The sequence below is a fragment of the Mesorhizobium sp. CA7 genome (assembly GCF_020165015.1).
Classification (GTDB): domain Bacteria; phylum Pseudomonadota; class Alphaproteobacteria; order Rhizobiales; family Rhizobiaceae; genus Mesorhizobium.
Map to the genome: position 1 here is coordinate 118,154 of NZ_JAIUHH010000012.1, position 26,389 is coordinate 144,542.

Genomic DNA, 26,389 nt, shown 5'->3' on the forward strand with positions numbered 1-26,389 from the left:
GAACCTGCCCAGAGGTTGGTGAAATCCCAGTAGGGGAGCCTGTGCGACAGCGCGGAAAAGCCTCGGCTGTCCAAGGTCCACAGAAAGCTCAGGTAGAACCAAGTCATCCATGCGGCGATGATCGACACGACCGTGACAATGGCCACGTCCAAAAGGCTTCTGGTCCTGATCCAATCCGGTTGCATGGCGATCTCGGTTATAGCAACCGCGATTGTAGCCCAGGTGTCCTTAAGATCGTCTTGCCCCAATATGCTCAGCCAGGCACCGTCACCCGCCGCAGCGTCAGATTGATGCGGCCGCCGTTCTTCAGCAGCGCCGATGTCGCCGGATAGATGCGGTCGACACCGTGGAAGGCGAGGCGGCCTTCGCCGCCAAGCACGACGACGTCGCCGCTCTTCAGCCTGAACGACTTGGTGCCGCCATCGCGCCTGTCCTGGCCGACCCGGAACAGGCAGTCGTCGCCTAGCGAGACCGACACCACGGGCGCGGCGAAATCCTGTTCGTCGCGGTCCTGATGCAGGCCCATTTTGGCATCCGCCGAATAGAAGTTGACCAGGCATGCCTCGGGCGGATGCGGATAGGCCGAGACCTCGCGCCATAATTCCAGCAGGGCTTCCGGGATCGCCGGCCAGGGCTCGCCGGTCACCGGATGCGTCGGCTGATAACGATAGCCGCGCTCCTTGTCGGTCACCCAGCCAAGCGCGCCGCAATTGGTCATGCGCACGCTCATCTCCTTGCCGGTGCGCGGCATGGCCGGCACGTAGAGGGGTGCGGCCTGCACGACGCGCCTGATCTCCTCGACCAGCGCTTCCTGGGCCGGGCGCGGGAGGTAGCCCGGCATATGGCGGACGCCTTTGGGCAGAACGAGCATGAATCGATCCGTTGCTCCCTAGAGCCGGATGGTTTCGGGTCTGTTCGACATGAAATCTGAATCCGTCTCTAAAATCAGAGAGATAGGGCATGATGTCCCGAAAACCGCTTCACACTGTTCGGCATCATGCTCCAAGCCATGCCATCCTTCAAAGAAGGCGGCGACCCGAAACCAGCGGCTTTGGCCGGATCAGTCGCTTTCCACCCGACCGCGCAGCTTCTTCACCGTCGACCGGCCTGCCTTGCTCTTCAGGCGCCGCTCCACGGCGCCTTTGGACGGCCTGGTCTTCTTGCGCGGCGGAGGCGGCGGCTCGGCCGCCTTGGCGATCAATGCAGTCAGCCGCGCCCGCGCGTCGGCGCGGTTCTGCTCCTGGGTGCGAAAGCGGCCTGCCTCGATGACGATGACGCCGTCCTTGGTGGCGCGCTGGCCGGCCAGCTTGATGGCGCGCTCGCGCACGCGCTCGGACAGGCCGGACGCGTTCGCCGCGTCGAAGCGCAGCTGCACGGCGGTGGCCACCTTGTTGACGTTCTGGCCGCCCGGACCGGACGAGCGGATGAAGTCCTCATGCAGGTCGCCAGGACGGATGACCGCTTCACCGGAGATGGTGATATCGTCGTCGCTTGCCATGCACGCACTCATGACGCGACGGCGGCAAAAAGAAAAGGCCCGGCGCGAGCCAGGCCCTGGAGGAAGACATTGGCAGTGACTGCTATTCAGCCGCTTCCTGCATCCGCGGCGCCGCGCCGAGGATGGTCGCGTCGACATGGCGTTCGAACTTCTCGAAATTGACGGCGAACATGTTGACCAGCTTCGCTGCCTGGCGGTCGTAACCGGCCTTGTCCGCCCAGGTCGAGCGCGGGTCGAGAATGGCGCCGTCGACACCCGGGACCGCCACCGGCACCTCGAAGCCGAAATTGGCGTCGGTACGGAACTCGGCCGACTTCAGCGAACCGTCGAGCGCGGCGCCCAGCAAGGCGCGCGTCACCTTGATCGGCATGCGGCGCCCGGTGCCGTAGGCGCCGCCGGTCCAGCCGGTGTTGACCAGCCAGCAGTCGACGCCATGGCCGGCGATCAGCTCGCGCAGCAGATTGCCGTATTCGGATGGATGGCGCGGCATGAACGGGGCGCCGAAGCAGGTCGAGAACGTCGCCTCCGGCTCGGTGACGCCCTTTTCCGTGCCGGCAACCTTGGCGGTATAGCCCGACAGGAAATGGTACATCGCCTGCGCCGGCGTCAGCCTGGCGATCGGCGGCATGACGCCGAAGGCGTCTGCGGTCAGCATGATGATGTTCTTCGGATGCCCGGCGCGGCCGGTCTTCGAGGCATTGGGGATGAAATCCAGCGGATAGGCGCAGCGCGTGTTCTCGGTCAGGCTGCCATCGTTGAAATCCGGAACGCGGCCGGCGTCGAGCACCACGTTCTCCAGCACCGTGCCGAAGCGCTGCGTGGTGGCGAAGATCTCCGGTTCGGCCTCCGCCGACAGCCTGATCGTCTTGGCGTAGCAGCCGCCCTCGAAATTGAAGATGCCGTGCGGGCCCCAGCCATGCTCGTCGTCGCCGATCAGCGTGCGCGACGGGTCGGCCGACAGCGTCGTCTTGCCAGTGCCGGACAGGCCGAAGAAGACGGCCGCGTCGCCGTCTGCACCTTCATTGGCGGAACAGTGCATCGGCATCACGCCTCTTGCCGGCAGCAGATAGTTCAGCATGGTGAAAACCGACTTCTTCATCTCGCCGGCATAGGAGGTACCACCGATCAGAACGATCTTGCGGGTGAGGTCGACCGCGATCACCGTTTCGGTGCGGGTGCCGTGACGCGCCGGATCGGCGCGGAAGGAGGGCAGGTCGATGATCGTCAGCTGCGGCACGAAACGCTCGATCTCCGCGGCTTCGGGACGGATCAAAAGATTGCGGATGAACAGCGAATGCCAGGCGAATTCGGTGATGACCCGGGTCGGCAGCTTCAGATTGGCGTCGGCGCCGCCGACGAGGTCCTGCACGTAGAGGTCCTTGCCGGCTGCATGTGCCTTGAAATCCGCCAGCAGCGCTTCGAACTCACCCGGCGAGATCGCCTTGTTGTTGTCCCACCACACCTGGCCGCCGGTCGCCTCGTCGCGCACGACGAATTTATCCTTCGGCGAACGCCCGGTGTGCTGGCCGGTCTCGGCGACCAGCGCGCCCTGCGCGGTCAACCTCGCCTCGCCGCGCCGGATCGCTTCCTCGTAGAGTTCGGCCGCGCCAAAATTATAGCGTACCATGCCCATTGTCTTCAGGCCGATCGCGTCGATGGCGCAGTCGGGGTTGCGTTTGCCGGCTTCCGACATCAAATTTCCTCTCTGGATTTGGCCGCATCTGACGGGTTACTTCCCGGAGCCCGCGCTGGGGCCGTCAGGTTCAGAACCAGAAAAGCCGAATGATATCAAATCATTAATCGATTTAAAAAATTTGAAAGTTGTTTAAATCGTTTATATGTGCAAAAAACCGTAGAGGTTGCCCAAAGGATTGGCAGGCTCGGTTCGTCCAATCCCACTATGGGTGCGATGGCGTGTGACGGCAGGCCGCCCGTGACTTCGGACAAGGCCCGTGCCACATTTTGTACCCAATTTGTCCTGCAAAAGCCCCTTCTCGACGACAGAAGGGACAGCTCATGAGGGAGCCGCTTGAAATGGCAACAATCGCGCTTGTCGACGACGACCGCAACATTCTGACCTCGGTGTCGATCGCGCTCGAATCCGAGGGCTATCGGGTCGAAACCTACACCGATGGCGCGTCGGCGCTGGAAGGCCTTGCGGCGCGGCCGCCGAACCTCGCCATCCTCGACATCAAGATGCCGCGCATGGACGGCATGGAGCTGTTGCGCCGCATGCGCCAGAAGTCGGATCTCCCGGTCATCTTCCTGACGTCGAAGGACGACGAGATCGACGAGTTGTTCGGCCTCAAGATGGGCGCCGACGACTTCATCCGCAAACCGTTCTCGCAGCGCCTGCTTGTCGAGCGCGTGCGCGCAGTGCTGCGCCGCACCAGCGCCCGCGAGGCGGCGGCCAAGGCGCCCAGCCAGCAGGCCCGCTCGCTCGAACGCGGCCAGTTGGTGATGGACCAGGAGCGGCACACCTGCACCTGGAAGGGCGAGCCGGTGACGCTGACAGTGACCGAATTCCTCATCCTGCATTCGCTGGCGCAGCGCCCCGGTGTGGTAAAAAGCCGTGATGCGCTGATGGATTCAGCCTATGATGAACAGGTCTATGTCGACGACCGCACCATCGACAGCCACATCAAGCGGCTGCGCAAGAAGTTCAAGGCCGTCGACGACGACTTCGAGATGATCGAAACCCTTTACGGAGTCGGGTACCGGTTCCGCGAAGCGTAAGATAGGCAGTAGGGAATAGTCAGTAGTCAGTTTTGAATGATGCGGGCGGCCACCCATGGCCGAAGTCAGCCAACCACTTCCCTACTGCCTACTCACTACTCACTAACTAAACAGGGCCTGCTATTCGATGGCAGTGGAAGTAGAGCGAGGCAGACGGGCGGGCGCGGCAAGGCGTCCGCCGCGGATCGTGCCTGCCTTCGTTTCGAAAATCACGGTGCCGATGCGCCGGTTTCTCGGCCATCACATCTTCTCCAGTCTGACGCGGCGCATCCTGTTCCTTAACCTGGCCGGCCTCGCCGTGCTGGTCACCGGCATCCTTTACCTGAACACCTTTCGCGACGGGCTGATCGACGCGCGCGTCGAAAGCCTGATGACGCAGGGCGAGATCATCGCCGGCGCCATCGCGGCTTCGGCGACCGTCGAGACCGATTCGATCAGCATCGATCCGGAAAAGCTGCTGGAGCTGCAGGCGGGCGAAAGCCTGGGGCCGGGGTCGGACCAGCTCGACAACCTCGATTTCCCGATCAATCCCGAGCGCGTCGCGCCGGTGCTACGACGCTTGATCTCGCCGACGCGCACCCGCGCCCGCATCTATGACCGCGACGCCAACCTGCTGCTCGATTCGCGGCATCTTTATTCGCGCGGCCAGATCCTGCGCTACGACCTGCCGCCCGTCGACGAGGAGCAGCCGGGCGTCGTGGAGCGAGTGGAGAAGTTCATCTTCGACTTCTTCCGCAACAAGGACCTGCCGGTCTACCACGAGCAGCCCGGCGGCAACGGCGCGGCCTTTCCCGAAGTGGTCAAGGCGCTGACCGGCAGCCCTTCGACCATCGTGCGGGTGAGCGAGCAGGGCGAACAGATCGTCTCCGTCGCGGTGCCGATCCAGCGCTTCCGCGCCGTGCTCGGCGTCTTGATGCTGTCCACCGAAGGCGGCGACATCGACAAGATCGTCGCGGCCGAGCGCAAGGCGATCCTGCGCGTGTTCGGGGTGGCGGCGCTCGTCACCGCGATCCTGTCGATGCTGCTCGCCTCCACCATCGCCAATCCGTTGCGCCGGCTTTCAGCCGCCGCCGTCAGGGTGCGGCGCGGCGTCAAGAGCCGCGAGGAAATCCCCGACTTTTCCGATCGTCAGGACGAGATCGGCAATTTGTCCATTGCCGTGCGCGATATGACGAATGCGCTGTATGCGAGAATCGAAGCGATCGAAAGTTTCGCGGCCGACGTGTCGCATGAGTTGAAGAACCCGCTGACGTCGCTGCGCAGCGCCGTGGAAACACTGCCTTTGGCGAAAAACGATGCTTCTCGCGCGCGCCTGATGGAGATCATCCAGCACGACGTGAGGCGGCTCGACCGCTTGATCACCGATATCTCGGATGCGTCCCGCCTCGATGCCGAGCTGGCGCGCGACGATGCCGCGACCGTCGACCTGAAGAAGTTCATCACCGACCTCATCGCCGTCTCGCGCGAGACGACGCGCAACAAGAAGGCCGTCGAGATCGACCTCAAGGTCGCCAAGCTGCCGGCCGGCGCCAAAGGCTATTTCGTCGTCGGCCATGACCTCAGGATCGGCCAGGTCATCACCAACCTGATCGAGAACGCGCGTTCCTTCGTGCCCGACGAGCATGGCCACATCGCGATCTCGTTGGCGCGCGCGGGCAAGTTCAACATCATCACTGTCGACGACAACGGCCCGGGTATCCGCGCCGAGAAGATCGACCGCATCTTCGAGCGCTTCTATACCGACCGGCCGGCCGGCGAGGCGTTCGGCCAGAACTCCGGCCTCGGGCTGTCGATCAGCCGCCAAATCGTCGAGGCACATGGCGGCACGCTGACGGCCGAGAACATCCCAGGCACCAAGCCCGGCGAGATCAAGGGCGCGCGTTTCGTGGTGACGCTGCCGGCGGAAGGCTGATCGCCGAATCGACATGCCAAGCGCCGCCGCAAAGCCCCGCAACATTCATGGGACGGCCATACTGGTCGGCGAGCGCGGCGTGCTGATCACCGGGCCGTCGGGCGCCGGCAAGACGACGCTGGCGCTGGCGCTTGTCGATCATTGCCGCGCGCAGGGCCTTTTTGCCCGGCTGGTCGGCGACGACCAGTTGTTTGCGGCCGCGCACAGCGGCCGGCTGGTTTGCCGCGCGCCGGCGAGCATCGCCGGCCTCGCCGAGGTGCACGGCATCGGACCGCGGCCGCTGGCTTTCGAACCGGCCGCCGTGATCGACCTTGTGGCGCGGCTTGTCGAACCGGCGGACATGGCGCGTCTGCAGGACGAGACCACGGAGACGATCGGCGGATGCCGGCTGCCCCGCGTCGATGTCGCCCGGCAAAATGTCACCGCCGCGTTGCCCATGCTGATGGCGCGGCTGTCGATCCAGCCTTTTTCATGATCCGGCCCGGGTTTTTTGCTGCGATGCGTCAAAATGGCCCGGGCCGCCGCAATTTTGGGCTTGTCAACCGGCCGTGCGTCGACAAGATAGCGCTCCCGCCGCCTGGAATGGCCGGCGAACATAAGATACGCCTGTGAAGCGGCGATGACGGGAGCCACCAGAGAATGATCGGACTCGTGCTCGTGACGCACGGTCAACTCGCCACCGAGTTCCGACATGCCGTAGAGCATGTCGTCGGGCCGCAAGACAATTTCGAAACCGTGGCGATCGGCGCCGACGACGACATGGAGCAGCGCCGGGCTGACATCGTCGACGCAGTCGCGCGCGTCGACACCGGCGCAGGCGTCATCGTGCTCACCGACATGTTCGGCGGCACGCCTTCCAACCTCGCCATCTCGGTGATGGAATCCGGCCGCACGGAGGTCATCGCCGGCATGAACCTGCCGATGCTGATCAAGCTCTCCTCGATCCGCAAGGGCGACAACATGGCCGCCGCGCTCGACGAAGCGCAAGCGGCCGGCCGTAAATACATCAACGTCGCCAGCCAGCTCCTGAGCAGCAAATGAACGCATCGGCGCCGCGGACGGATGAGGTGGTGCGGGAGTTCCCGATCATCAATCAGCGCGGCCTACATGCGCGCGCTTCGGCCAAGTTCGTCCAGGTCGCCAGCGGCTTCGACGCCATCATCCATGTCGAGAAGGACGGCGTGAAGGTCGGCGGCACCTCGATCATGGGCCTGATGATGCTGGCGGCGAGCCCAGGCTATTCGATCCGCGTCATCGCCAGCGGCCCGGAAGCCGTGCCGGCCATGGACGCGTTGGAGCAGCTGATCGCCTCACGTTTCGGCGAGGAAATCTAGTTCCCCAGCACAGAGATTTTTACCGGTCGGCTCTGTTTGCGTTGGCAGGCGGCATGCCTTGGAGATTGGCCGAAACGCCATCGCGTCGTCGCGGCGGCTTCAACCAATCCCCGGCGTTTGCGCCGATTTCACGGAACATCTCGCTTTTCCGAAGACATGCGCGCATAAAGATTTCTTTATGTCCCATTGTCGCGCGGCGACCGATCTGGTAGTCAAGCCGGCAACCGCGCCCTCCCATGCGCCTCCCGGCGTCGGCGCGCCTTGAGAAAAAATCACACCGGAGCACTGCCATGACGGGTAGCAAGGACTATGTGGTCGCCGACATCTCGCTTGCCGGCTGGGGCCGCAAGGAGATCGAGATCGCCGAAACCGAAATGCCGGGCCTGATGGCCTGCCGCGAGGAGTTCGGCGCCAAGAAGCCGCTGAAAGGCGCGCGCATAACCGGCTCGCTGCACATGACCATCCAGACGGCGGTGCTGATCGAGACGCTGAAGGCGCTGGGCGCCGACATCCGCTGGGCTTCCTGCAACATCTTCTCGACCCAAGACCACGCGGCCGCGGCCATAGCCGAGGCCGGCATTCCGGTCTTCGCCATCAAGGGCGAGTCGCTGGAAGACTATTGGGACTTCACCGACCGGATCTTCCAGTGGACCGATGGCGGTACCTCCAACATGATCCTGGATGATGGCGGCGACGCCACCATGTACATCCTGCTCGGCGCGCGCGCCGAGGCCGGCGAGGACGTGCTGTCCAATCCCGGCAGCGAGGAGGAAGAGATCCTGTTCGCCCAGATCAAGAAGCGCCTGAAGGCTTCGCCAGGCTTCTTCACCAAGCAGCGGGAAGCGATCCGCGGGGTCACCGAGGAGACCACCACCGGTGTCAACCGTCTTTACCAGCTGCAGAAGAAGGGCCTGCTGCCCTTCCCGGCGATCAACGTCAACGATTCCGTCACCAAGTCGAAATTCGACAACAAATACGGCTGCAAGGAATCGCTGGTCGACGGCATCCGCCGCGGCACCGATACCATGATGGCCGGCAAGGTCGCGGTGGTCTGCGGCTATGGCGATGTCGGCAAGGGCTCGTCGGCCTCGCTGCGCGGCGCCGGCGCGCGTGTGAAAGTCACCGAGGTCGACCCGATCTGCGCGCTGCAGGCGGCGATGGACGGCTATGAGGTGGTGACGCTGGAAGACGCCGCGCCCACCGCCGACATCGTCATCACCACCACCGGCAACAAGGACGTCGTCACGCTCGACCATATGCGGTCGATGAAGGACATGGTGATCGTCGGCAATATCGGCCACTTCGACAACGAGATCCAGGTGGCGGCGCTGCGCAACCTGAAATGGACCAACATCAAGCCGCAGGTGGATTTGATCACCTTCCCGGACGGCAAGCGTATGATCCTTCTGTCCGAGGGCCGCCTGCTCAACCTCGGCAACGCCACCGGTCATCCGAGCTTTGTCATGTCGGCCTCGTTCACGAACCAGGTGCTGGCGCAGATCGAGCTTTTCAGCAAGCACGGCCAGTACGAGAACCAGGTCTATGTGCTGCCCAAGCACCTCGACGAGAAGGTGGCGCGGCTGCATCTCGACAAGCTCGGCGCCAAGCTGACGGAGCTGTCCGGCGAACAGGCCGCCTATATCGGCGTGACGCCGCAGGGCCCGTACAAGCCTGAACACTACCGCTATTAACCAAAGCGAAATTATCTACCATATATTGAAGCCGGGTGGTTGACTTTCCATCCGGCTTTATTTTTTGCGCCAATGATTCTTCACGCCGATTCCAGCAAGCGTTATTGTTGTGATTCGCGGTCTGGGGACATGTTGGGCCGGGGACGCATCAGGGCGGTCTTGCATTCAAGCGGCGAAGAGGACCAAGACATGCCGGGGGATTACCCGCCACGCGCGGGAAAGGCCGTTTCCGGCGGCCATGAGGATTCGAATGATGCCGGCCCCGGCGTGAGCCGCGGCGGTTTTCGTGCCGGCTCGCGGCTGGCCTTGCTGCTTGCGACCTCGACGCTTGCCGGCCCGCTGCTCGCCTTTGCCGCCCACGCCGAGACGGCCATTCCGGCAAAGGCCGCGGCGCCGGTCAGCACGCTCGAGGTCATGCAGCTCGCCATGTTCGTGGGCGTCATGGGCGCGGCGCTGGTTTCGGCCATCTTCCTTATCCGCGAGCGCGCACGCACCGCCTCGCAGAACCTGCAGCTCAGGGCCCGCATCGCGGACGTCAACGCTGCGCTGCAGCGTTCCGAGGCGCTGCTCAATCTGCGCGACCAGCGCCTGATCGTGTGGACCACGGACAACAAGAAACCCGAGCTTATCGGCAGCCTGCCGCTGGAAAGCGGCGCGCCTGACGACAGGTCCGCCTTCCTCGCTTTCGGCCGTTGGCTGATGCCGCGCTCCGCGGCGGCATTGGAGCACGCGGTTGCCGCGTTGCGCGAACAGGCGAAGACCTTCGACCTGGTCATCGAAACGCAGGCCGGCGTGCCGCTGGAGGTGCATGGGCGCAAGAGCGCGGCGCATGTGCTGGTGCGTTTCGTCTCGCTGTCGGAGACGTTGCGCAACCAGGCCAGGCTGAAGATCGAGAACCAGCGGCTCAGCGCCGACTACGACACCTTGATCGGCCTGCTCGACGCGTTGAAGATGCCGGCATGGCTGCGCGGCGCGGACGGGCGATTGCAATGGGTCAACCGCGCCTACGCCGAGGCCGTGGAAGCAGGAAGCGCCGCCGCGGCCGTGCGCGACGCGACGGAATTCCTTGGCGGCCAGGCGCGCGATCAAATCGCCGAGCAGCATAAGTCGCACCCGGTCTTCGAACAGACGCTATCCACCGTGATCGAAGGCGATCGCCGCATGTTCGCGGTCACCGACTTCGCCGGCGCCGACGGTTCGGCGGGGCTCGCCTGCGACACCAGCGCGGCCGAGACGATCCGCGCCGAATACGAGCGGACCGTGCGCAGCCATGCCGACACGCTCGACCAGTTGAACACCGCCGTGGCGATCTTCGACACCGAGGAAAAGCTGCGCTTCTTCAACCAGGCCTTCCAGAAGCTGTGGGGTCTCGACTCGGGCTTCCTGCTCAGCGCTCCCTCCAACACGCTGCTGCTCGACAGGCTGCGCAGCGAAGGCAGGATCGCCGAGCAGCCGGAATGGCGGCGCTGGAAGGAAAACCTGCTCAGCGCCTATCGCGCCGTCGAATCGCAGGAACACTGGTGGCACCTGCCGGACGGCAAGACGATCCGCGTCGTGGCGAACCCGCAGCCGAAGGGCGGCGTCACCTGGGTGTTCGAGAACCTGACCGAGAAGATGGACCTCGAAAGCCGCTACCAGACCGCCGTGCGGGTGCAGGGCGAGACGCTGGACAATCTCGCCGAAGGCGTGGTCGTATTCGGTCCGGACGGGCGGCTGCGCCTGTCCAATCCGGCCTTCGTCGCGCTGTGGGGGCTGACGGTGGAAGCGGTCAAGCCGAACGTTCATGTTTCGGCGATCCGCGATCTGTGCGACCAGCGCGCCGCGAACAGCCCCTGGGGCGGCTTCGTCGCCGCGGTCACCGGCTTCGACGACGAGCGCCGCGACCGCCGCGGCCAGATCGAGCTCGTCGACGGGACGGTGCTGAGCTACGCGGTGATCCACCTGCCCAACGGCCAGGTGATGATCACCTTCGTCGACGTCACCGACACCGTCAATGTCGAGCGGGCGCTGAAGGACAGGAACGAGGCGCTGGAGAAATCCGACCAGCTGAAGAACGAATTCGTGCAGCACGTTTCCTATGAGCTGCGCTCGCCGCTGACCAACATTATCGGCTTCACCGAGCTTCTGTCGCTGCCCGCGACCGGGCCGCTGACGCCCAAGCAGCGCGAATATGTCGAGCATGTCGGCTCGTCGTCATCGGTGCTGCTCACCATCGTCAACGATATCCTCGACCTGGCGACCGTCGATGCCGGCATCATGCAGCTCGACATCTCCGAAATGAACATCGACCGGACGATCGCCGCGGCCGCCGAGCTGGTCGCCGATCGGCTGGACGAGCATCAAATCAAGCTCGAGATCGATGCGGCGGAGGCGCCGGCGAGCTTCCATGGCGACGAGACCCGCATCCGCCAGATCCTCTACAACCTGCTCAGCAACGCGGCGAATTATGCGCCGGAGGCAAGCACGATCCGGCTTACCTGCCGCCGGCTGGCCGACGGCGTCGAGTTCTCGGTGCATGATGATGGCCCTGGCATGCCGCCGGATGTGCTGGAATCGGTCTTCCGCCGCTTCGAGCCGCGCGCCAACGGCGGGCGGCGGCGCGGCGCCGGGCTGGGGCTCTCGATCGTCAAGAGCTTCGTCGAACTGCATGGCGGAACCGTGCGCATCGAGACCGGCCAGGACAGGGGCACCACGGTAATCTGCACCTTCCCGGACAAGCCTTCCGGAATCCCCGATACGCCGGCGGGCATCCGCGACGCGGCCGAGTAGCGCGGACTATATGGCTGAACCAGTGTTGGAACGTTTTCTCGCCGACGAGGCGGCCACGGCAAGGCTTGGCGAGGACCTCGCCATGGCGTTGCGCGCGGGCGACGCGATCGCGCTGAAAGGCGATCTCGGCGCCGGCAAGTCGACGTTGGCCCGCGCGCTGATACGGGCGCTTGCCGACGACGCCAATCTCGAAGTGCCGAGCCCGACCTTCACCCTGGTGCAGAGCTACGAGACGCGCGTTCCGCTGCATCATTTCGATCTCTATCGGCTGTCCGCTCCGGACGAGCTCGACGAGCTCGGCCTCGACGACGCGCTAAGCCAAGGCGCGGCGCTCATCGAATGGCCGGAACGGGCCGGAGACCGTTTGCCGGCAAACGCGCTGTGGGTCGAGCTCGCCGAGCAGGGCGAAGGCCGCGTGGCGAGGCTTTCCAGGCAGGGACCGGCTTTCGAGCGCGTGGCGCGATCGCTGGCGATGCGCGATTTCCTGGCCTCCGCCGGATGGGGCGAAGCCAGCCGCCGTCATTTCGTCGGCGACGCCTCCGCCCGCTCCTATGAGATCGTCTCGCTGCCCGGCCAAGCGCCGCGCGTGCTGATGAATTCGCCGCGCCTGGTGCTCGGGCCGCCGGTTCGCTACGGCAAGCCCTATGCGGTGATCGCCCACACGGCGCAATCCGTCGCCGCCTTCGTCGCTATCGACCGGGCGCTGCTTGGGGCCGGCGTCAGCGTGCCGGCGATCCATGCCCAGGATCTCGACCAGGGTTTTCTGCTCATCGAGCATCTCGGCTCCGAAGGCTTCCTCGGTCGCGACGGTCAGCCCGTCGCCAAACGCTACGAGGCGGCGGCCGAATTGCTGGCTATGATGCATGGCAAGACTTGGCCTACGCGCTTGGAAGCGGCGCCCGGCGTATTTCACGACGTGCCGCCTTTCGACCGGGAAGCCATGCTGATCGAGGCCGACCTTCTGGTCGACTGGTATGTGCCCTGGATCACCGGCGAACCGGCAAACGACGCGTTGCGGGCAGGCTACCACGAGGTATGGAACGCGCTCCTCGATCGCCTGGCAGGCAGCGAATACACGCTGATGCTGCGCGACTTCCATTCGCCCAACATCATCTGGCGGGCCGAGCGCGCCGGCCTCGACCGGCTGGGCATCGTCGATGTACAGGACGCGCTGATCGGGCCTGCCGCCTATGACGTCGCTTCTTTGGCCATGGATGCGCGCGTCACCGTCTCGCCCGAGATCGAGCGGCGCACCGTCGCGGCTTATGTCGCAGCGCGGCGCGCCGCCGACGCTTTCGACGAGGCCGGCTTCGCCGAGGCCTATGCGATCATGGCCGCGCAGCGCAATTCGAAGATCCTCGGCATCTTCGTGCGGCTCGAAAAGCGCGACGGCAAGCCTTACTATCTGAAACACCTGCCGCGCATCCGCGATTATCTGAGGCGGGCGCTGGCGCATCCGGCGCTGGCCGGCCTGAAGGATTTCTACATGGCCCACGGCCTGCTCGAGGAACGGGTCCCATGAAGCCGACGACTGCGATGGTGCTGGCGGCCGGGCTCGGCAAGCGCATGCGGCCGATCACCGACACGATGCCCAAGCCGCTGGTGAAGATCGCCGGCAAGACCTTGCTCGATTGGGGGCTGGACAGCCTGGAAGCCGCCGGCGTCGCCAAGGCCGTCGTCAACGTGCACTATCTGCCCGAGCAGATCGTCGCGCATGTCGCCCATAGGCGCGCACCGAAGATCGTCATCTCCGACGAGCGCGAGGCGCTGCTGGAATCGGCTGGCGGTATCGTCAAAGCGCTGCCGCTTCTGGGGGGCGAGCCCTTCTACATCGTCAATGCCGACACATTCTGGATCGACAGCGGCCAGCCCAGCCTCGAGCGTCTTGCCCTTGCATGGGACGCCGCGAGAATGGATATTCTGCTGATGCTTACCGATCTCGACTCAGCGACCGGGCATTGCGTCGGCACGGATTTCCTTGTTGCCCCTGATGGAGCCCTACGGCGCTCGAAGGGTGATCCGGCGGGCCTGATCTATGCCGGCGCCGCCATCATCCATCGGCGCATCTTCAAGGACGCGCCCATGGGCTCGCATTCGCTCAATGTCTATTTCGACAAGGCGATCGCCGCAGGGCGCCTGTTCGGCATGAAGATGAACGGACGCTGGATCACTGTCGGCACGCCGGACGCCATTTCGGCGGCCGAGGCAGCCGTGGCCGGTGCCCTAGCGAAGGCGGTATGAGCGGCACGCGCCGCGTCTTTTCCATTCCGCCCGGAGCGCCGTTCCTGCCGACGCTGGCGGGGGCGTTGCTCGACGGGCGCCTGATCCCCGGCTTCCGCTTCGACGGCGACCCGCTGGCGCTTGCCGACGCCACCATCTATGTGCCGACGCGGCGCGCGGCGCGTGCGCTGCGCGGCGCCTTCGTCGATGTTTTAGGGAAACGCTCCGCCATCCTGCCAACGGTGCGGCCGCTCGGCGAATTCGACGAGGACGAGGCGGCCTTCGACGCCGAAGCCGCGCCGGCGATAGATCTGGCGCCGCCGATCGCCGCGCAGGAGCGGTTGCTGTTGCTGGCACCGCTGGTGCGCGCCTGGAAGGAAAGCCTGCCGGACCATGTCAGGGCACGGTTCAACGAGGAATTCGTCGTGCCGAGCTCGGCCGCCGACGCCATCTGGCTGGCGCGCGACCTTGCCCGGCTGATGGATGAGATCGAGACCGAGGGCACGGATTGGGCGAAGCTTGCGACGCTGGTCACCGGCAATCTCGCCGGCTGGTGGCAAGTGACGCTCGATTTCCTCGGCATCGTCACCGACAACTGGCCGGAACTGCTCAAGGAGCGCGACCGCTCCAATCCAGCCGCGCATCGCAGCGCGCTGATCCGGCTGGAGGCGGCGCGGCGGAAGCGCACTCCGCCGGTCGGACCGGTGATTGCCGCCGGTTCGACCGGCTCCATCCCCGCCACCGCCGAACTGCTTGCAGTGATCGCCGGCCTGCCCAACGGCGCCGTCGTGCTGCCCGGGCTCGACCGCAACCTGGACGACGCATCCTTCGCGGCGATCACGGCGCCTGGCGCGCGCCCGGCAACGCTCGGCCACCCGCAATACGGCCTCGCCAAGCTGATCGGCGGCATCGGCATTCCGCGCCGCGACGTCGAGGACCTTGTTGCGGCGCCATCGCCGCTTGCGTTGCGCGCGGCCCTGGTCGGCGAGGCGCTGCGGCCGGCCGAAACCACCGAATACTGGACCGAGACGCGGCCGCGCTTCACGGCATATGACATCGAACAGGCACTGGCCGGCGTGACGCTGGTGGAAGCGGCGAACGAACGCGACGAGGCGGCGGCAATCGCCATCGCGCTGAAGCGCGCCGTGGAGGCCCCAGGCAAGCGCGCGGCGCTCGTCACCGGTGACCGCGCGCTGGCCCGGCGGGTTTCGGCCGAGCTTTTGCGTTTCGGCGTCGTCGCCGACGATTCCGGCGGCGCGCCTTTAATCAACACACCGGCCGCCAGCCTGCTCAGGCTCGCGCTGAGCGCTGCGTTCCGACCCGGCGACCCCGTAGGCCTGCTTGCCTTGCTCAAGCATCCGCTACTCGCGCTCGGTCTCGAACGCCAGGCCATGCGCAAGGCTGCCGAGCTCGTCGAGCTGGTGGCGCTGCGCGGCGGCACGGGCCGGCCCGATGTCGCATCGCTCGGTGCGCTGTTCGAGACACGGCTGGCGGAACTGAGCGGCGACACAAGGCAGCCTTTCTGGTTCTCGCGCTTGACCGTGCGCGGCATCGAGCAGGCCCAAGATATGCTTAGCCGCCTTACCAAGTCGCTGTTGCCGCTCACCGCGATGCGCGACGAGAAAGGCGCCGATATTGCGACGCTGACGCGCGCGAGCGTGGTCGCGCTGGAAAGTCTCGGTCGCGCCGTCGAGGGCGGCCTGGCGGATCTCTATGCCGGCGATGCGGGCGAGAAACTCGCCGAGCTGTTGCGCGGGCTGGTGGCGGCGTCGTCGCCCTTCACCTTCGCCGCTTTGGAGTGGCCCGACGTGATGGAGGCCCTGATCGCGCCGGAGACGGTCAAGCCGGCGCAAGGCACCGATCGCAACATCGCCATCTGGGGCGCGCTGGAGGCTCGGCTGCAGTATGTCGACATGTTGGTCATCGGCGGGCTCAATGAAGGGGTTTGGCCGCGCAAGCCCGAGAGCGACCGCTTCATGTCGCGGCTGATGAAGACCGGCATCGACCTCGAGCCGCCGGAGCGGCGCATCGGCCTTGCCGCGCATGACTTCCAGATGGCGATGGGCACAAAAGAGGTCGTGCTGACGCGTTCGGCGCGCTCCGGCGACGCGCCGGCGGTGCCGTCGCGCTGGCTGCAGCGCATCCTGACCTTCCTCGGCAAGGAGCCGGCGTCAGCACTTCGCGGCCGCGGCGACGCGCTGCTTGCCTGGGCGCGCGCGCTCGATGCCGGCGAGAAGAAGGATTTTGCCTCCCGCCCGCAGCCGAAGCCGCCGCTCAGCCTGCGCCCGCAGCATTTCTCGGTCACCGAGATCGAGACGCTGCGCCGCGACCCCTATGCGGTCTATGCGCGGCGCATCCTCGGCCTAATGCCGCTCGAGCCGCTGATCCGCGATCCGGGCGCCGCCGAACGCGGCACGCTGTTCCACGAGATCCTGCATTTGTTCTCACGCCGGGTCGAGGATCCAAGGGCGCCGAACGCGCTGGCCAGCCTCATTGAATCGGGCCGTACCTGCTTTGCCGACGCAAAGCTTCCGCCTGATATCGAGGCTATCTGGTGGCCGCGTTTCGAAAAGCTCGCCGAGAACATCATCGAATGGGAGCATGGCCGCGCCGATGCCGTCGCAAGGCGCTACGCCGAGGAGCGCGCTGAGAAGACGGTGGTCGGCCGCACCGGGGTGACGCTTTCCGGCTATGCCGACCGCGTCGACTTGCTTGCCGGCGGCATGGCCGACATCCTCGACTACAAGACAGGATCCTCGCCCTCGAAAGCGCAGGCGCACACGCTGCTGTCGCCGCAGCTCGCGCTGGAGGGCGCGTTGCTCAGGCGCGGCGCCTTCAAGAACCTCGGCATCCGCGAACCCTCGCAGCTCGCCTTCGTGCGGCTGAAGCCGAATGGCGAGGTATTCGAGGAATCGATCCTCGACTACAACCGCAAGTTCCGCACCGCCAACGATCTTTCCGAGGAGGCCTGGGCGCGGCTGGAACGGCTGCTCTTCCACTATGCCGAGCCGACCACCGGCTATCTGTCGCGCGCGCTGCCCTTCCGCGAGGGCGAGGCCGACGGCGACTACGATCATCTGGCGCGGGTGCTCGAATGGTCGGCCGGCGGCGCCAGCGAGGACGAGGCGGAAGGATGAAATATCCGATCCCCTCCGATACCGCCGCCAGCCAGGCGCGCGCCTCTGATCCCGCCTACTCCGCCTGGGTGTCGGCCAATGCCGGTTCGGGCAAGACGCATGTGCTGGCGCAGCGCGTCATCAGGCTCCTGCTCAACGGCACCGACCCGTCGAAGATCCTGTGCCTCACCTACACGCGGGCTGCCGCCGCCAATATGTCGAACCGCGTGTTCTCGACCCTGTCGGAATGGACGGCGCTGCCCGATGCGGAACTGGCGATCAGGATCGCGGCGCTGGACGGCCGCGGCGCCGACCGCGACATGATGCGGCGCGCACGCCGGCTGTTTGCCGAGGCGCTCGAGACGCCGGGCGGACTGAAAATCCAGACCATTCATGCCTTCTGCGAATCCGTGCTGCACCAGTTCCCGCTCGAAGCCAACATCCCCGCGCATTTCGAGATGCTCGATCCGCAGATGGAGGCCTCGCTGTTCGCCGATGCCCGCCGCGACATGATCTCGGGCGCGGGCGCCGGCGTCGAAGGGCTGGCGGAGGCCTTTGCCACCGTGCTGGAACGCGGCGGCGAGTTCGGGCTCGATACGCTGCTTGCCGAGATCGTCGGCAAGCGCGATGAACTGCGCGGTTTCATCTCCAAGTTCGGCGAGAATCGGGACTTCCGGCCACTGTTCGCCGAATTCGGCTTCAGGCCTGGACAGACGGCCGAGGACATCGCTGCTTCGCTGTGGCCGCTGCCTGGCTTTTCGCCTGGCCAGCTCGCCGAATTTGCCCGTGCCGCCGAGGCAGCCGACGCCAAGCAAGTGTTGAACAATGTGCTGCCCTATGCGCAGAGCGCCTTTGCCGAGGCCGATCCGATCCGGCGGCTGCGCCTGCTCGCCAAAGCATTCCTGCGTGCGGACGGCGACCCCTACGATCCGCCCAAAATCTTCAGGAAGGCGCTGATCGACCGCCTGCCCGACCTGCCGGACCGCTATTTCGTGGTGGCGAAGGCAATCCTCGACGTAACCGACCGGCTGGCGCTGTTCCGCATGCTGGAAGGGACAGCGGCAGCACTGACCGTCGCCGGCTGGCTGATCGCGCGCTACGAGCAGTTGAAGCGCGGGCGGGGTTTCCTCGACTTCAACGACCTCATCACCCGCACGGTCAGTCTCTTGTCGCGACCGGACGCCGGCCCCTGGGTGCAGTTCAAGCTCGACCAAGGCATCGACCACATCCTGCTCGACGAGGCACAGGACACCAGCCCGGACCAGTGGGAAGTGGTGAAGAAGCTGACGGAAGAGTTCTTTGCCGGGCTTGGCCAACGCGAAGCGGTGCGCCGAACTGTCTTTGCCGTCGGCGACGAGAAGCAGTCGATCTATTCCTTCCAAGGCGCGGCGCCTGATTCCTTTGCCGAAAGCCGGCTGTTGTTCGCCGGCCGCGTGCGCGACGCGGAGGCCGCCTTCGCCAATCTCAAGCTCACCTGGTCGTTCCGGTCGAGCGACGACGTGCTGGCTGCGGTTGACCGCGTCTTCGCCGAACCCGGTGTCAGGCGCGGCATCAGCCACGATCCTGATCCGCTGAGCCACAAGGCTATCCGCAATGATGCGCCGGGCTATGTCGAGGTGTGGCCGTCGGTCGGCGCCGAAATGGTCGAGGAGCCCGACGACTGGACCTTGCCGGTCAACCATGCCAGCGCGCCCGCGGTACGCGTCGCCGAGCATGTGGCCACCACCATCCAGACCTGGCTGCGCAACGGCGAGGTCATCGAAGGCCAGGGCAGGAAGCTGACCGCCGGCGACATCCTGGTGCTGGTGCGCAAACGCGACCGTTTCGTCCATGCGCTGTCGCGCAGCCTCAAGAACCGGCAGATCCCGGTCGCCGGCGCCGACCGGCTGAGCCTGCCCGGCCATATCGCGGTGCAGGACCTGATCGCGCTTGGACATTTCCTGATCCAGCCGGAAGACGACCTTTCCTTGGCCGCGGTGCTGCGCAGCCCGATCTTCGAGGTTTCGGAGGAGACCTTGCTGACGCTCGCTGGCTCGAGGCCGAAGGGCCAGCCGCTGGTCGCCTCGCTCAGGCAACATGCGGCCGAGGATGTTTCCCTCGCCGCTGTCGTTAGCCGGCTCGATGGCTGGGCAACCGAAGTGGCCTTCAAGCCGGTTTTCGAATTCTACGCCGCCGCGCTGGCGCGCGACGGCCTGCGCCGCAAGATGACGGCGCGGCTGGGACCCGAAGCCGGCGATATCCTCGACGAGTTCCTGAGCTTTTGCCTGACCGAGGAACGCACCGGCCTGCCGGGGCTGGAGTCCTTCCTGTCGACGCTGGAAAATGCCGGCCCCGAGATCAAGCGCGAGATGGACCAGACGCGCGACGAGGTGCGGGTCATGACCGTGCATGCCGCCAAGGGTCTCGAAGCCCCGGTGGTCTTCCTGGTCGATGGCGGCTCGGCGCCGTTCAGCGACCAGCATCTGCCGCGGCTGATGCCGTTCGAGAGCTCCGGCACGCAATGGAAAGGCAAGGGCTATCTGTGGCGCTCGGCCAGCGACGTCGCCAATGGCGTCTCGAAGGCGGCCTCGGTCCGGGCGCGCGAGCTTGCCGACGACGAATACCGGCGGCTGCTCTATGTCGGCATGACGCGTGCCGAGGACCGGCTGGTCGTCTGCGGCTATCACGGCAAGCGGCAGCCCAGCCCCGGCACGTGGCATTCGATCGTCAGCCGCGCGTTGCTCGGCGCGCCCGAGAGCTCCGAGCGCCGGCATCCGGCGACGGCCGAGGTGGCGGTACATCGCTTCCACATGACCAGGCTGCCCCCGGTGGCATTGACCGGCATCGACGAGGCAGGGCCGTTCGAGCACACAGCGCTGTTGCCTGAAAACCTGTTCCGGCCGCTCCCGCCCTATGAGGAGCTGCCGCGGCCGCTTTCGCCTTCCGGCGCTTCGGCGTTGATCGACGAGGCGAAAGAAGCCGTCCCCGACACGCGCTCGCCGGTGCTCGACGCCGCCGCCGAACCCGGCTTTGCGATCATGCGCGGCCTTGCCCTGCACAAATTGCTGCAGATGCTGCCCGGCATCGCGGAGGAGGAAAGGCGGGGCGCCGCCGAGCGCTACCTGGCGCGCGCCGGCGCGGATTGGCCGGATGGCGAGCGCGACAGGGCGCTGGATGCCGTGCTCTCCATCCTGTCCGACACCCGCTTCGGCGCGCTGTTCTCGCAATCCTCCCGAGCGGAGGTCGCCGTCATGGGCAGCCTCGAGGTGAAGGGCAGGCTGCGCTCGATCTCCGGCAAGATCGACCGGCTGGCGGTCACGCCCGAAAAGGTGTCGATCATCGACTACAAGACCAACCGACCGGCGCCTGGGAACCTGGCGGAGGTGCCGCCGGCCTATGTGCTGCAGCTTGCGCTCTACCGCGCTCTGCTCCAGCCGCTCTATCCGGGCCGCGAGGTGACGGCGGCGCTGCTCTTCACCGAGGCGCCGCGACTGATCGAGCTGCCCGCCCCCGCCATGGATGACGCCCTTGCCCGACTCACGGCAGCGTGACACAAGAACTGCTTGAACATCGCCGCCACAACCACCACATTTGGTGCAACCCGAATTTTCGAAAGGATTTCAGCATGGCCACCGTCAAGGTCGACAAGGGCAATTTCCAGGCCGATGTGCTCAACGCCAAGGAGCCGGTCGTGGTGGATTTCTGGGCTGAATGGTGCGGCCCGTGCAAGATGATCGCTCCGGCGCTGGAAGACATCGCCAACGAACTCGGCGCGAAGATCAAGGTGGCCAAGCTCAACATCGACGAGAACCCGGAGCTTGCCGCGCAGTACGGCGTGCGCTCGATCCCGACGCTGATGATTTTCAAGGGCGGCGAAGTGGCCGACATGAAAGTGGGCGCCGCGCCGAAGACCGCGCTGTCGCACTGGATCAACGGCAGCCTCGCCTGAGCCAATCTGAAGTTTTCAAGATCCAAGCCCGGCCATCGCGCCGGGCTTTTCTTTGGCGTCATGGCTCGTCGCGCTCTGGCTCTCGCCTGCGGGCACTCCGTGTTCTCTGTTCGCAGGAAAGGGAGAGCTCCATGACCGGAACCGCCAAGGCCATAGTTCACGTCGACAATGAGCGCGTCATCGTCACCGAATACCGCTTCGCGCCGGGCGCCAACACCGGCTGGCACCGCCATGGCCACGACTATGTCGTCGTGCCGCTGATGGACGGCAAGGTGAAGCTGGTGACCAAGGACGGCGAATCCTTCGCCGAGATGAAGCAAGGCGCGCCCTATTTCCGCCGGGAAGGCGTCGAGCACGACGTCATCAATGCCAATGACGGCGAATACGCCTTCATCGAAATCGAGCTGAAGTAGGCCGGCCGTGATTGCCGGCTTGCACGTTTCCTTTCCGGCCTCGTGCGGGATGTCGTGGGTCTAACGCCTGTCCTCGCCTTTGCCGGTTTTGCGGCGGTGGCCGCTTATGTCCAGACCCTGACGGGCTTCGCCTTCGGCCTGGTGATGATGGGCGCGATTGCGCTTGTCGGCTTGCTGCCGCTGCCCGACGCAGCCGCGATGGTCGGCATGCTGACCCTGGTCAATGCCACGCAGATGCTGATCCAGGGCGGCTGGCGCGAGATTGCGCGCCGGGAGCTGCGGCTTATCCTGGTCGCAAGCCTCCCTTCGCTGCTCTTGGGGTATGCCCTGCTGGAATGGCTGGCGGACACGCGGGCCGACCTGCTGAAAATCGGACTCGGTCTGGTCATCATGATGTCCAGCCTGCAACTGGCCATCAGGCCTGCCGGCTTGGCAAAACGGTCGTCGGACGCGAGTTTCGTCGGCTTCGGTGTCGTTTCGGGCCTGATGAGTGGGCTGTTTGCGACCGGCGGCCCACCGCTCGTTTATCATCTCTTTCGCCAGCCAATGCCGCACAAACGTGTCCGCGAAACGCTGGTCGCCGCTTTCGGCGCCGCGCAAGTGGTGCGGCTTATCCTGGTGACGGCAAGCGGCAACCTGCCGACCATGTCGCCTGTCGCGCTCGTCGTCGCCATACCGGCCGTAATGCTGATGACCTATGCGGCACGCCGCTGGCCACCGTCATTGTCGCAAGGGACAATGCGAAAGATCGTCTTTGTTCTGCTTTTCCTGTCAGGGCTCTCGCTGGCACTGCCTGCCGCGATGCACCTTGCCGTCTAACTTCAACTGCTCATGCGGGCGACGTGTCGCTCCAATTTACCAGTCGGCGACACGGTCGCCGCCGGTGAATTGCGCGCTTTTGGCGGTGTATTCGAACAGCTCGATCTTCACGCCGTTGGGGTCGGTGATCCAGGCCTGGTATGTGTCGTCGCAGGCGAGCTTCTTTGGCGTGACCGCGACGCCTTTCGACCGGATATGAAGGATCGCCGCATCGATGTCTTCCACCTCGAGGCAGAAGTGGTTGATCTGGTTTGCCTCGCTGTAGCTGGATTCACGTTTCTCGAACACCTCGACATGGCTGCGGCCGCCGCAGTCGAGGTAGAAGCCGAAGATCTTGCCGTCGCGCAGGAAATTGAACCGCGTGTCCATGCCGAGCACGTCACGATAGAAGCGACGGGTCGCCTCCAGGTCGTGCGCGAAGATGCAGACATGAGCGAGCTGCTTCACCTTGATCATGGCCGGTTCCTTTCGGCCCCCGCCGAAATCCGCAACGCTGTCCCGGTTTCGCCTCAGGTCGGCGGCGTGCCGTTCTCGGCCAGCACGGCGCCGGCGAAATAGAGCGAGCCGCCGATCAGGATGCGCGGCGCCGGGCCATCCCAAGAGTCGCGCAACAGCATCAGCGCGTTGGCGACGGAGCTGACCGGCTCGGCCGACAGGCCGGCCTCTTCGGCACGCAAGGCCAGCTCGTCGTTGGGAACGCCGGCGTCGCTGCTGGTTACCGGCACGGTGTAGACATGGCGGGCAAGCCCCTTGAAGGCGCTGAAATAGCCCGTCTGGTCCTTGGTGTTGATCATGCCGGAGATCAGGACCAGCGGCCGCGGCTTCTTTTCCTCCTGCTCGGCCAGCGCCTCGGCGACGACGATGCCGGCACCGGGGTTGTGGCCGCCGTCCAGCCAGATCTCGGCGCCCTTCGGCGCCAGGTCAACCAATTTGCCTTGGGTCAGCTTCTGCATGCGTGCCGGCCAGGCGACATGGGTCATCGCCCGCTCGGCGGCGCGGTGGCCGATCTCGAAGCCGGCCGCCTTGACGGCAGCGATCGCCGCCGCGGCGTTGGCGTATTGATGGCGCCCCGGCAGGCGCGGCGAGGGCAGGTCCATCAACCCGTCCCCGTCCTGATAGACCATGCGGCCGTTTTCCTCGAAGGCGAGGAAATCCTGGCCATAGACCACGGTCGGGCAATCCAGCCGCTCGGCCGACTCGATCAGCACCTGAAGCGCAGTGTCGCTTTCCTGGGCGCCGATCACCACCGGGCAGCCGCGCTTCATAATGCCGGCCTTCTCGGCGGCGATCAGCTCGACGCGGTCGCCGAGATAGGCTTCGTGGTCCATCGATATCGGCATGATCACCGAAACCGCCGGCTGCTTGATGACATTGGTGGCGTCGAAGCGGCCGCCGAGGCCGACCTCGATGATCGCCGCCTCCGCCGGATGCTCCGAGAACAGGATGAAGGTGACAGCGGTGAGGATCTCGAAGACAGTGATCTTCTGGCCGCCATTGGCCTCGGCGACACGCGCAATGGCCTCAGCGAAAATATCGTCCTCCACGAGCTTGCCGCCGCCTTCGGCCGCCAGCCGGTAGCGCTCATGCCAGTTTACCAGATGCGGCGAGGTGTGGACGTGGACAAGGTGGCCGGCGGCCTCCAGCAGCGCGCGCGCGAAGGCGGCGCAAGAGCCCTTGCCGTTGGTGCCGGCGATGTGGATGACCGGCGGCAGCCGATCCTGCGGATTGCCGAGGCGCTCGAGAAGCCCCGTGACGCGGTCCAGCGAAAGGTCGAAGCCTTTCGGATGCAGCGTCATCAGATGTTCGATTTCGCGTTCGGCGGAAAGCGTTGTCATGATGGAATCCTAGAGCGGTTCATCATCTCATGGAATGCAGAACCGCTCTCTCTTTTTTGTTGGCGCAATTCCGAACGGAAAACCGTTCCACACTTTTCCTGGAATTGCTTTGGCGGGCGGTTCCCGAAACCGGGAATCGGTTCGAACGAGCCGTGCGCAAATCAGAGGCTACAGCACGTAACAGGCGGCGCAACTCGCGGTTCGCGGCGAGCGATGTCGCGTCAAGCCGATATATCGCTTCAGGCCGACATCGCGTCAGGCTTGCGGCCGCGCCTCGGCATTGACCACCGCCGGCGGCAGGATCTCCGGCTCCAGCGGCTTCTCGGCATCCGGCATCTTGAGCAGCATCTTCAAGAGACGGGAAATGGTCCGGCGCATCTCGAGGCGCGAGACGACCATGTCGACCATGCCGTGTTCCATCAGATACTCCGCGCGCTGGAAACCGTCGGGCAGTTTTTCGCGGATGGTCTGCTCGATGACGCGCGGGCCAGCAAAGCCGATCAGCGCCCCGGGCTCGGCGATGTGGACGTCGCCCAGCATGGCGTAGGAGGCGGTGACGCCGCCGGTGGTCGGGTTGGTCAGCACCACGATATAGGGCAGGCCGGCTTCCTTCAGCCGGTCGACGCCGATCGTGGTGCGCGGCAATTGCATCAGCGACAGGATGCCTTCCTGCATGCGGGCGCCGCCGGAAGCGGCGAACAGGATCAGCGGCCGCTTGCGCTGCAGCGCGACCTCGAAAGCATGCACGATGGCTTCGCCGGCGGCCATGCCGAGCGAGCCGCCCATGAAGGCGAAGTCCTGCACGGTGACGATGACCGGCAGCCCGTCGATGGTGCCGGCCCCGTTGAGGATCGCATCCTCGAGGCTGGTCTTGGCCTTGGCCTCCTTCAGGCGGTCGGTGTAGCGCTTCTCGTCGCGGAACTTCAGCGGGTCCTGGACGACCTTGGGGTTTTCCAGCACCTCGTATTTGCCGTCGTCGAAGAAATATTTCAGCCGCTCCTTAGCCGAGATCTTCATGTGGTGGCCGGAAGCCGGGATGACGAACTGGTTGGATTCGAGATCCTTGTGAAAAACCATCTCGCCGGTCTCGGGATCCTTGATCCAGAGGTTTTCCGGCATGTCGGTGCGCCGGCCGAGCATCGAATTGATCTTCGGGCGGACGTAATTGGTGATCCAGTTCATGGCTTCGGCTCCTGTCCTGGAAAGGACTTCAAGCAATTCCAGGGAAAGTCTGTGGGGTTTTCCGGCCGGAATTGCTCAAGAACAAATAGTCGGGCTATTCGGCTGCAGCAAGGCGGGCCGAGCGGACGCCCTGGGCAAGACCGCTGACCAAGGTGGCGACGGCTTCCGCCGGATCGGCTGTTTTCTCGCCCTTGGGGCCGAGCACATTGGCGACCGCATTGACAATCGCGGTGCCGACGACGACGCCGTCGGCATTGGCGCCGATCACACGCGCCTGCTCGGCGGTCTTGACGCCGAAGCCGACGCAGACCGGCAGGTCGGTGTGGCCCTTGATGCGGTTGACAGCCGCGGCCACCTTGCCCGTGTCGGCCAACGCCGAGCCGGTGATGCCGGTCATCGAGACGTAATAGACGAAGCCGGAGGTGTTTTCCAAAACCTTGGGCAGGCGCTTGTCGTCGGTGGTCGGCGTCGCCAGGCGGATGAAGTTGACGCCGGCTTTCAGCGCCGGAATGCAAAGCTCCTCGTCCATCTCCGGCGGCAGATCGACGACGATCAGTCCGTCGATGCCGCTCGCCTTAGCGTCCGTGAGGAAGCGGTCGACGCCATAGATGTAGATCGGATTGTAGTAGCCCATCAGCACGATCGGCGTGTCATTGTCCCCGGCGCGGAAGTCGGCCGCCAGCTTCAACGTCTTGACCAGGGTTTGGCCGCCCTTCAGCGCGCGCAAGCCGGCGGCCTGGATCGCCGGGCCGTCGGCCATCGGGTCGGAGAAGGGCATTCCCATCTCGATAATGTCGGCGCCGGCGATCGGCAGCGCCTTCATGATCGACAGCGAGCTGTCGTAATCGGGGTCGCCGCCCATGAAATAGGTGACCAGAGCCGGGCGGCCCTCGGCCTTGAGCTTGGCCATGCGGCGATCGATGCGGGTGGTCATTG

The 26,389-nt window shown here is 65.3% G+C and carries 21 protein-coding genes; 14 read left to right on the forward strand and 7 right to left on the reverse strand.

Going from position 1 to position 26,389, the window contains the following annotated elements; genetic code table 11:
• Positions 1 to 253 precede the first annotated feature (253 nt).
• The 3 genes from LB552_RS20410 to LB552_RS20420 form a co-directional block, all read right to left on the reverse strand.
• Positions 254 to 871, reverse strand: coding sequence for an alpha-ketoglutarate-dependent dioxygenase AlkB (locus LB552_RS20410; protein ID WP_224609769.1), 618 nt, complete (start codon positions 869 to 871; stop codon positions 254 to 256).
• Between the two features lie 189 nt (positions 872 to 1,060).
• Positions 1,061 to 1,498, reverse strand: coding sequence for an alternative ribosome rescue aminoacyl-tRNA hydrolase ArfB (arfB, locus tag LB552_RS20415; RefSeq protein ID WP_140843521.1), 438 nt, complete (start codon positions 1,496 to 1,498; stop codon positions 1,061 to 1,063).
• Positions 1,499 to 1,580: 82 nt separating this feature from the next.
• Positions 1,581 to 3,191, reverse strand: coding sequence for a phosphoenolpyruvate carboxykinase (locus LB552_RS20420; protein ID WP_224609771.1), 1,611 nt, complete (start codon positions 3,189 to 3,191; stop codon positions 1,581 to 1,583).
• Between the two features lie 341 nt (positions 3,192 to 3,532).
• On the opposite strand from LB552_RS20420, the gene LB552_RS20425 reads away from it, so the two are divergent.
• The 14 genes from LB552_RS20425 (at position 3,533) to LB552_RS20490 (ending at position 22,436) form a co-directional block, all read left to right on the forward strand.
• Positions 3,533 to 4,234, forward strand: coding sequence for a response regulator transcription factor (locus LB552_RS20425; RefSeq protein ID WP_006201274.1), 702 nt, complete (start codon positions 3,533 to 3,535; stop codon positions 4,232 to 4,234).
• A gap of 127 nt (positions 4,235 to 4,361) precedes the next feature.
• Complete coding sequence (locus LB552_RS20430) at positions 4,362 to 6,146, forward strand: sensor histidine kinase (RefSeq protein ID WP_095767999.1); 1,785 nt, start codon at positions 4,362 to 4,364, stop codon at positions 6,144 to 6,146.
• A 13-nt stretch (positions 6,147 to 6,159) separates the two neighbouring features.
• On the forward strand, positions 6,160 to 6,621 hold the full coding sequence (locus LB552_RS20435) for an HPr kinase/phosphorylase (RefSeq protein ID WP_224609773.1): 462 nt from the start codon (positions 6,160 to 6,162) through the stop codon (positions 6,619 to 6,621).
• A gap of 164 nt (positions 6,622 to 6,785) precedes the next feature.
• Positions 6,786 to 7,187 carry a PTS sugar transporter subunit IIA gene (locus LB552_RS20440; protein WP_027166957.1) on the forward strand — a complete coding sequence of 134 codons (402 nt, stop codon included), beginning with the start codon at positions 6,786 to 6,788 and terminating at the stop codon, positions 7,185 to 7,187.
• Positions 7,184 to 7,480 carry an HPr family phosphocarrier protein gene (locus LB552_RS20445; protein ID WP_140843515.1) on the forward strand — a complete coding sequence of 99 codons (297 nt, stop codon included), beginning with the start codon at positions 7,184 to 7,186 and terminating at the stop codon, positions 7,478 to 7,480. The genes LB552_RS20440 and LB552_RS20445 overlap by 4 nt, the downstream gene beginning before the upstream one ends.
• A gap of 290 nt (positions 7,481 to 7,770) precedes the next feature.
• Entirely contained in the window at positions 7,771 to 9,171 is a 1,401-nt protein-coding gene (ahcY, locus tag LB552_RS20450) for an adenosylhomocysteinase (RefSeq protein WP_224609775.1), read from the forward strand.
• Positions 9,172 to 9,360: 189 nt separating this feature from the next.
• Positions 9,361 to 11,940 (forward strand): sensor histidine kinase, encoded by a 2,580-nt coding sequence (locus LB552_RS20455; RefSeq protein ID WP_224609777.1) that lies wholly within the window; start codon positions 9,361 to 9,363, stop codon positions 11,938 to 11,940.
• A gap of 10 nt (positions 11,941 to 11,950) precedes the next feature.
• On the forward strand, positions 11,951 to 13,462 hold the full coding sequence (gene tsaE / locus LB552_RS20460) for a tRNA (adenosine(37)-N6)-threonylcarbamoyltransferase complex ATPase subunit type 1 TsaE (RefSeq protein WP_224609778.1): 1,512 nt from the start codon (positions 11,951 to 11,953) through the stop codon (positions 13,460 to 13,462).
• Positions 13,459 to 14,181, forward strand: a complete 723-nt coding sequence (locus LB552_RS20465; protein ID WP_224609780.1) for a nucleotidyltransferase family protein — start codon at positions 13,459 to 13,461, stop codon at positions 14,179 to 14,181. Before tsaE ends, LB552_RS20465 begins: the two co-directional genes overlap by 4 nt.
• Positions 14,178 to 17,297 carry a double-strand break repair protein AddB gene (gene addB, locus LB552_RS20470; RefSeq protein ID WP_224609782.1) on the forward strand — a complete coding sequence of 1,040 codons (3,120 nt, stop codon included), beginning with the start codon at positions 14,178 to 14,180 and terminating at the stop codon, positions 17,295 to 17,297. Before LB552_RS20465 ends, addB begins: the two co-directional genes overlap by 4 nt.
• Positions 17,294 to 20,806, forward strand: coding sequence for a double-strand break repair helicase AddA (addA, locus tag LB552_RS20475; RefSeq protein ID WP_224609784.1), 3,513 nt, complete (start codon positions 17,294 to 17,296; stop codon positions 20,804 to 20,806). Before addB ends, addA begins: the two co-directional genes overlap by 4 nt.
• Before the next feature lie 74 nt (positions 20,807 to 20,880).
• Positions 20,881 to 21,204: a thioredoxin gene (gene trxA / locus LB552_RS20480; RefSeq protein WP_095767992.1), complete on the forward strand. Its 324-nt coding sequence runs from the start codon at positions 20,881 to 20,883 to the stop codon at positions 21,202 to 21,204.
• 131 nt (positions 21,205 to 21,335) lie between these two features.
• Positions 21,336 to 21,617, forward strand: coding sequence for a cupin domain-containing protein (locus tag LB552_RS20485; protein ID WP_140546375.1), 282 nt, complete (start codon positions 21,336 to 21,338; stop codon positions 21,615 to 21,617).
• A 54-nt stretch (positions 21,618 to 21,671) separates the two neighbouring features.
• Positions 21,672 to 22,436, forward strand: a complete 765-nt coding sequence (locus LB552_RS20490) for a TSUP family transporter (RefSeq protein WP_224609786.1) — start codon at positions 21,672 to 21,674, stop codon at positions 22,434 to 22,436.
• 36 nt (positions 22,437 to 22,472) lie between these two features.
• On the opposite strand, the gene LB552_RS20495 is transcribed toward LB552_RS20490, so the two are convergent.
• From LB552_RS20495 to trpA, 4 genes are all read right to left on the reverse strand, one after another.
• Positions 22,473 to 22,892 (reverse strand): VOC family protein, encoded by a 420-nt coding sequence (locus LB552_RS20495; protein ID WP_224609788.1) that lies wholly within the window; start codon positions 22,890 to 22,892, stop codon positions 22,473 to 22,475.
• 53 nt (positions 22,893 to 22,945) lie between these two features.
• Positions 22,946 to 24,271 carry a bifunctional folylpolyglutamate synthase/dihydrofolate synthase gene (locus LB552_RS20500; RefSeq protein ID WP_224609790.1) on the reverse strand — a complete coding sequence of 442 codons (1,326 nt, stop codon included), beginning with the start codon at positions 24,269 to 24,271 and terminating at the stop codon, positions 22,946 to 22,948.
• 255 nt (positions 24,272 to 24,526) lie between these two features.
• Positions 24,527 to 25,453, reverse strand: a complete 927-nt coding sequence (gene accD, locus LB552_RS20505; protein WP_224609792.1) for an acetyl-CoA carboxylase, carboxyltransferase subunit beta — start codon at positions 25,451 to 25,453, stop codon at positions 24,527 to 24,529.
• A gap of 94 nt (positions 25,454 to 25,547) precedes the next feature.
• Entirely contained in the window at positions 25,548 to 26,387 is an 840-nt protein-coding gene (gene trpA, locus LB552_RS20510; RefSeq protein WP_224609794.1) for a tryptophan synthase subunit alpha, read from the reverse strand.
• Between the last annotated feature and the right edge of the window lie 2 nt (positions 26,388 to 26,389).

What these genes read in the sequence shown, in the direction of transcription:
- accD (WP_224609792.1), bottom strand. Translation starts at nt 25,453, where the DNA reads ATGAACTGGATCACCAATTACGTCCGCCCGAAGATCAATTCGATGCTC.
- LB552_RS20500 (WP_224609790.1), bottom strand. Translation starts at nt 24,271, where the DNA reads ATGACAACGCTTTCCGCCGAACGCGAAATCGAACATCTGATGACGCTG.
- addB (WP_224609782.1), top strand. Translation starts at nt 14,178, where the DNA reads ATGAGCGGCACGCGCCGCGTCTTTTCCATTCCGCCCGGAGCGCCGTTC.
- LB552_RS20455 (WP_224609777.1), top strand. Translation starts at nt 9,361, where the DNA reads ATGCCGGGGGATTACCCGCCACGCGCGGGAAAGGCCGTTTCCGGCGGC.
- LB552_RS20410 (WP_224609769.1), bottom strand. Translation starts at nt 871, where the DNA reads ATGCTCGTTCTGCCCAAAGGCGTCCGCCATATGCCGGGCTACCTCCCG.
- LB552_RS20440 (WP_027166957.1), top strand. Translation starts at nt 6,786, where the DNA reads ATGATCGGACTCGTGCTCGTGACGCACGGTCAACTCGCCACCGAGTTC.
- LB552_RS20485 (WP_140546375.1), top strand. Translation starts at nt 21,336, where the DNA reads ATGACCGGAACCGCCAAGGCCATAGTTCACGTCGACAATGAGCGCGTC.
- trxA (WP_095767992.1), top strand. Translation starts at nt 20,881, where the DNA reads ATGGCCACCGTCAAGGTCGACAAGGGCAATTTCCAGGCCGATGTGCTC.
- LB552_RS20445 (WP_140843515.1), top strand. Translation starts at nt 7,184, where the DNA reads ATGAACGCATCGGCGCCGCGGACGGATGAGGTGGTGCGGGAGTTCCCG.
- trpA (WP_224609794.1), bottom strand. Translation starts at nt 26,387, where the DNA reads ATGACCACCCGCATCGATCGCCGCATGGCCAAGCTCAAGGCCGAGGGC.
- LB552_RS20465 (WP_224609780.1), top strand. Translation starts at nt 13,459, where the DNA reads ATGAAGCCGACGACTGCGATGGTGCTGGCGGCCGGGCTCGGCAAGCGC.
- ahcY (WP_224609775.1), top strand. Translation starts at nt 7,771, where the DNA reads ATGACGGGTAGCAAGGACTATGTGGTCGCCGACATCTCGCTTGCCGGC.
- LB552_RS20425 (WP_006201274.1), top strand. Translation starts at nt 3,533, where the DNA reads ATGGCAACAATCGCGCTTGTCGACGACGACCGCAACATTCTGACCTCG.
- arfB (WP_140843521.1), bottom strand. Translation starts at nt 1,498, where the DNA reads ATGGCAAGCGACGACGATATCACCATCTCCGGTGAAGCGGTCATCCGT.
- LB552_RS20420 (WP_224609771.1), bottom strand. Translation starts at nt 3,191, where the DNA reads ATGTCGGAAGCCGGCAAACGCAACCCCGACTGCGCCATCGACGCGATC.
- LB552_RS20435 (WP_224609773.1), top strand. Translation starts at nt 6,160, where the DNA reads ATGCCAAGCGCCGCCGCAAAGCCCCGCAACATTCATGGGACGGCCATA.
- addA (WP_224609784.1), top strand. Translation starts at nt 17,294, where the DNA reads ATGAAATATCCGATCCCCTCCGATACCGCCGCCAGCCAGGCGCGCGCC.
- tsaE (WP_224609778.1), top strand. Translation starts at nt 11,951, where the DNA reads ATGGCTGAACCAGTGTTGGAACGTTTTCTCGCCGACGAGGCGGCCACG.
- LB552_RS20495 (WP_224609788.1), bottom strand. Translation starts at nt 22,892, where the DNA reads ATGATCAAGGTGAAGCAGCTCGCTCATGTCTGCATCTTCGCGCACGAC.
- LB552_RS20430 (WP_095767999.1), top strand. Translation starts at nt 4,362, where the DNA reads ATGGCAGTGGAAGTAGAGCGAGGCAGACGGGCGGGCGCGGCAAGGCGT.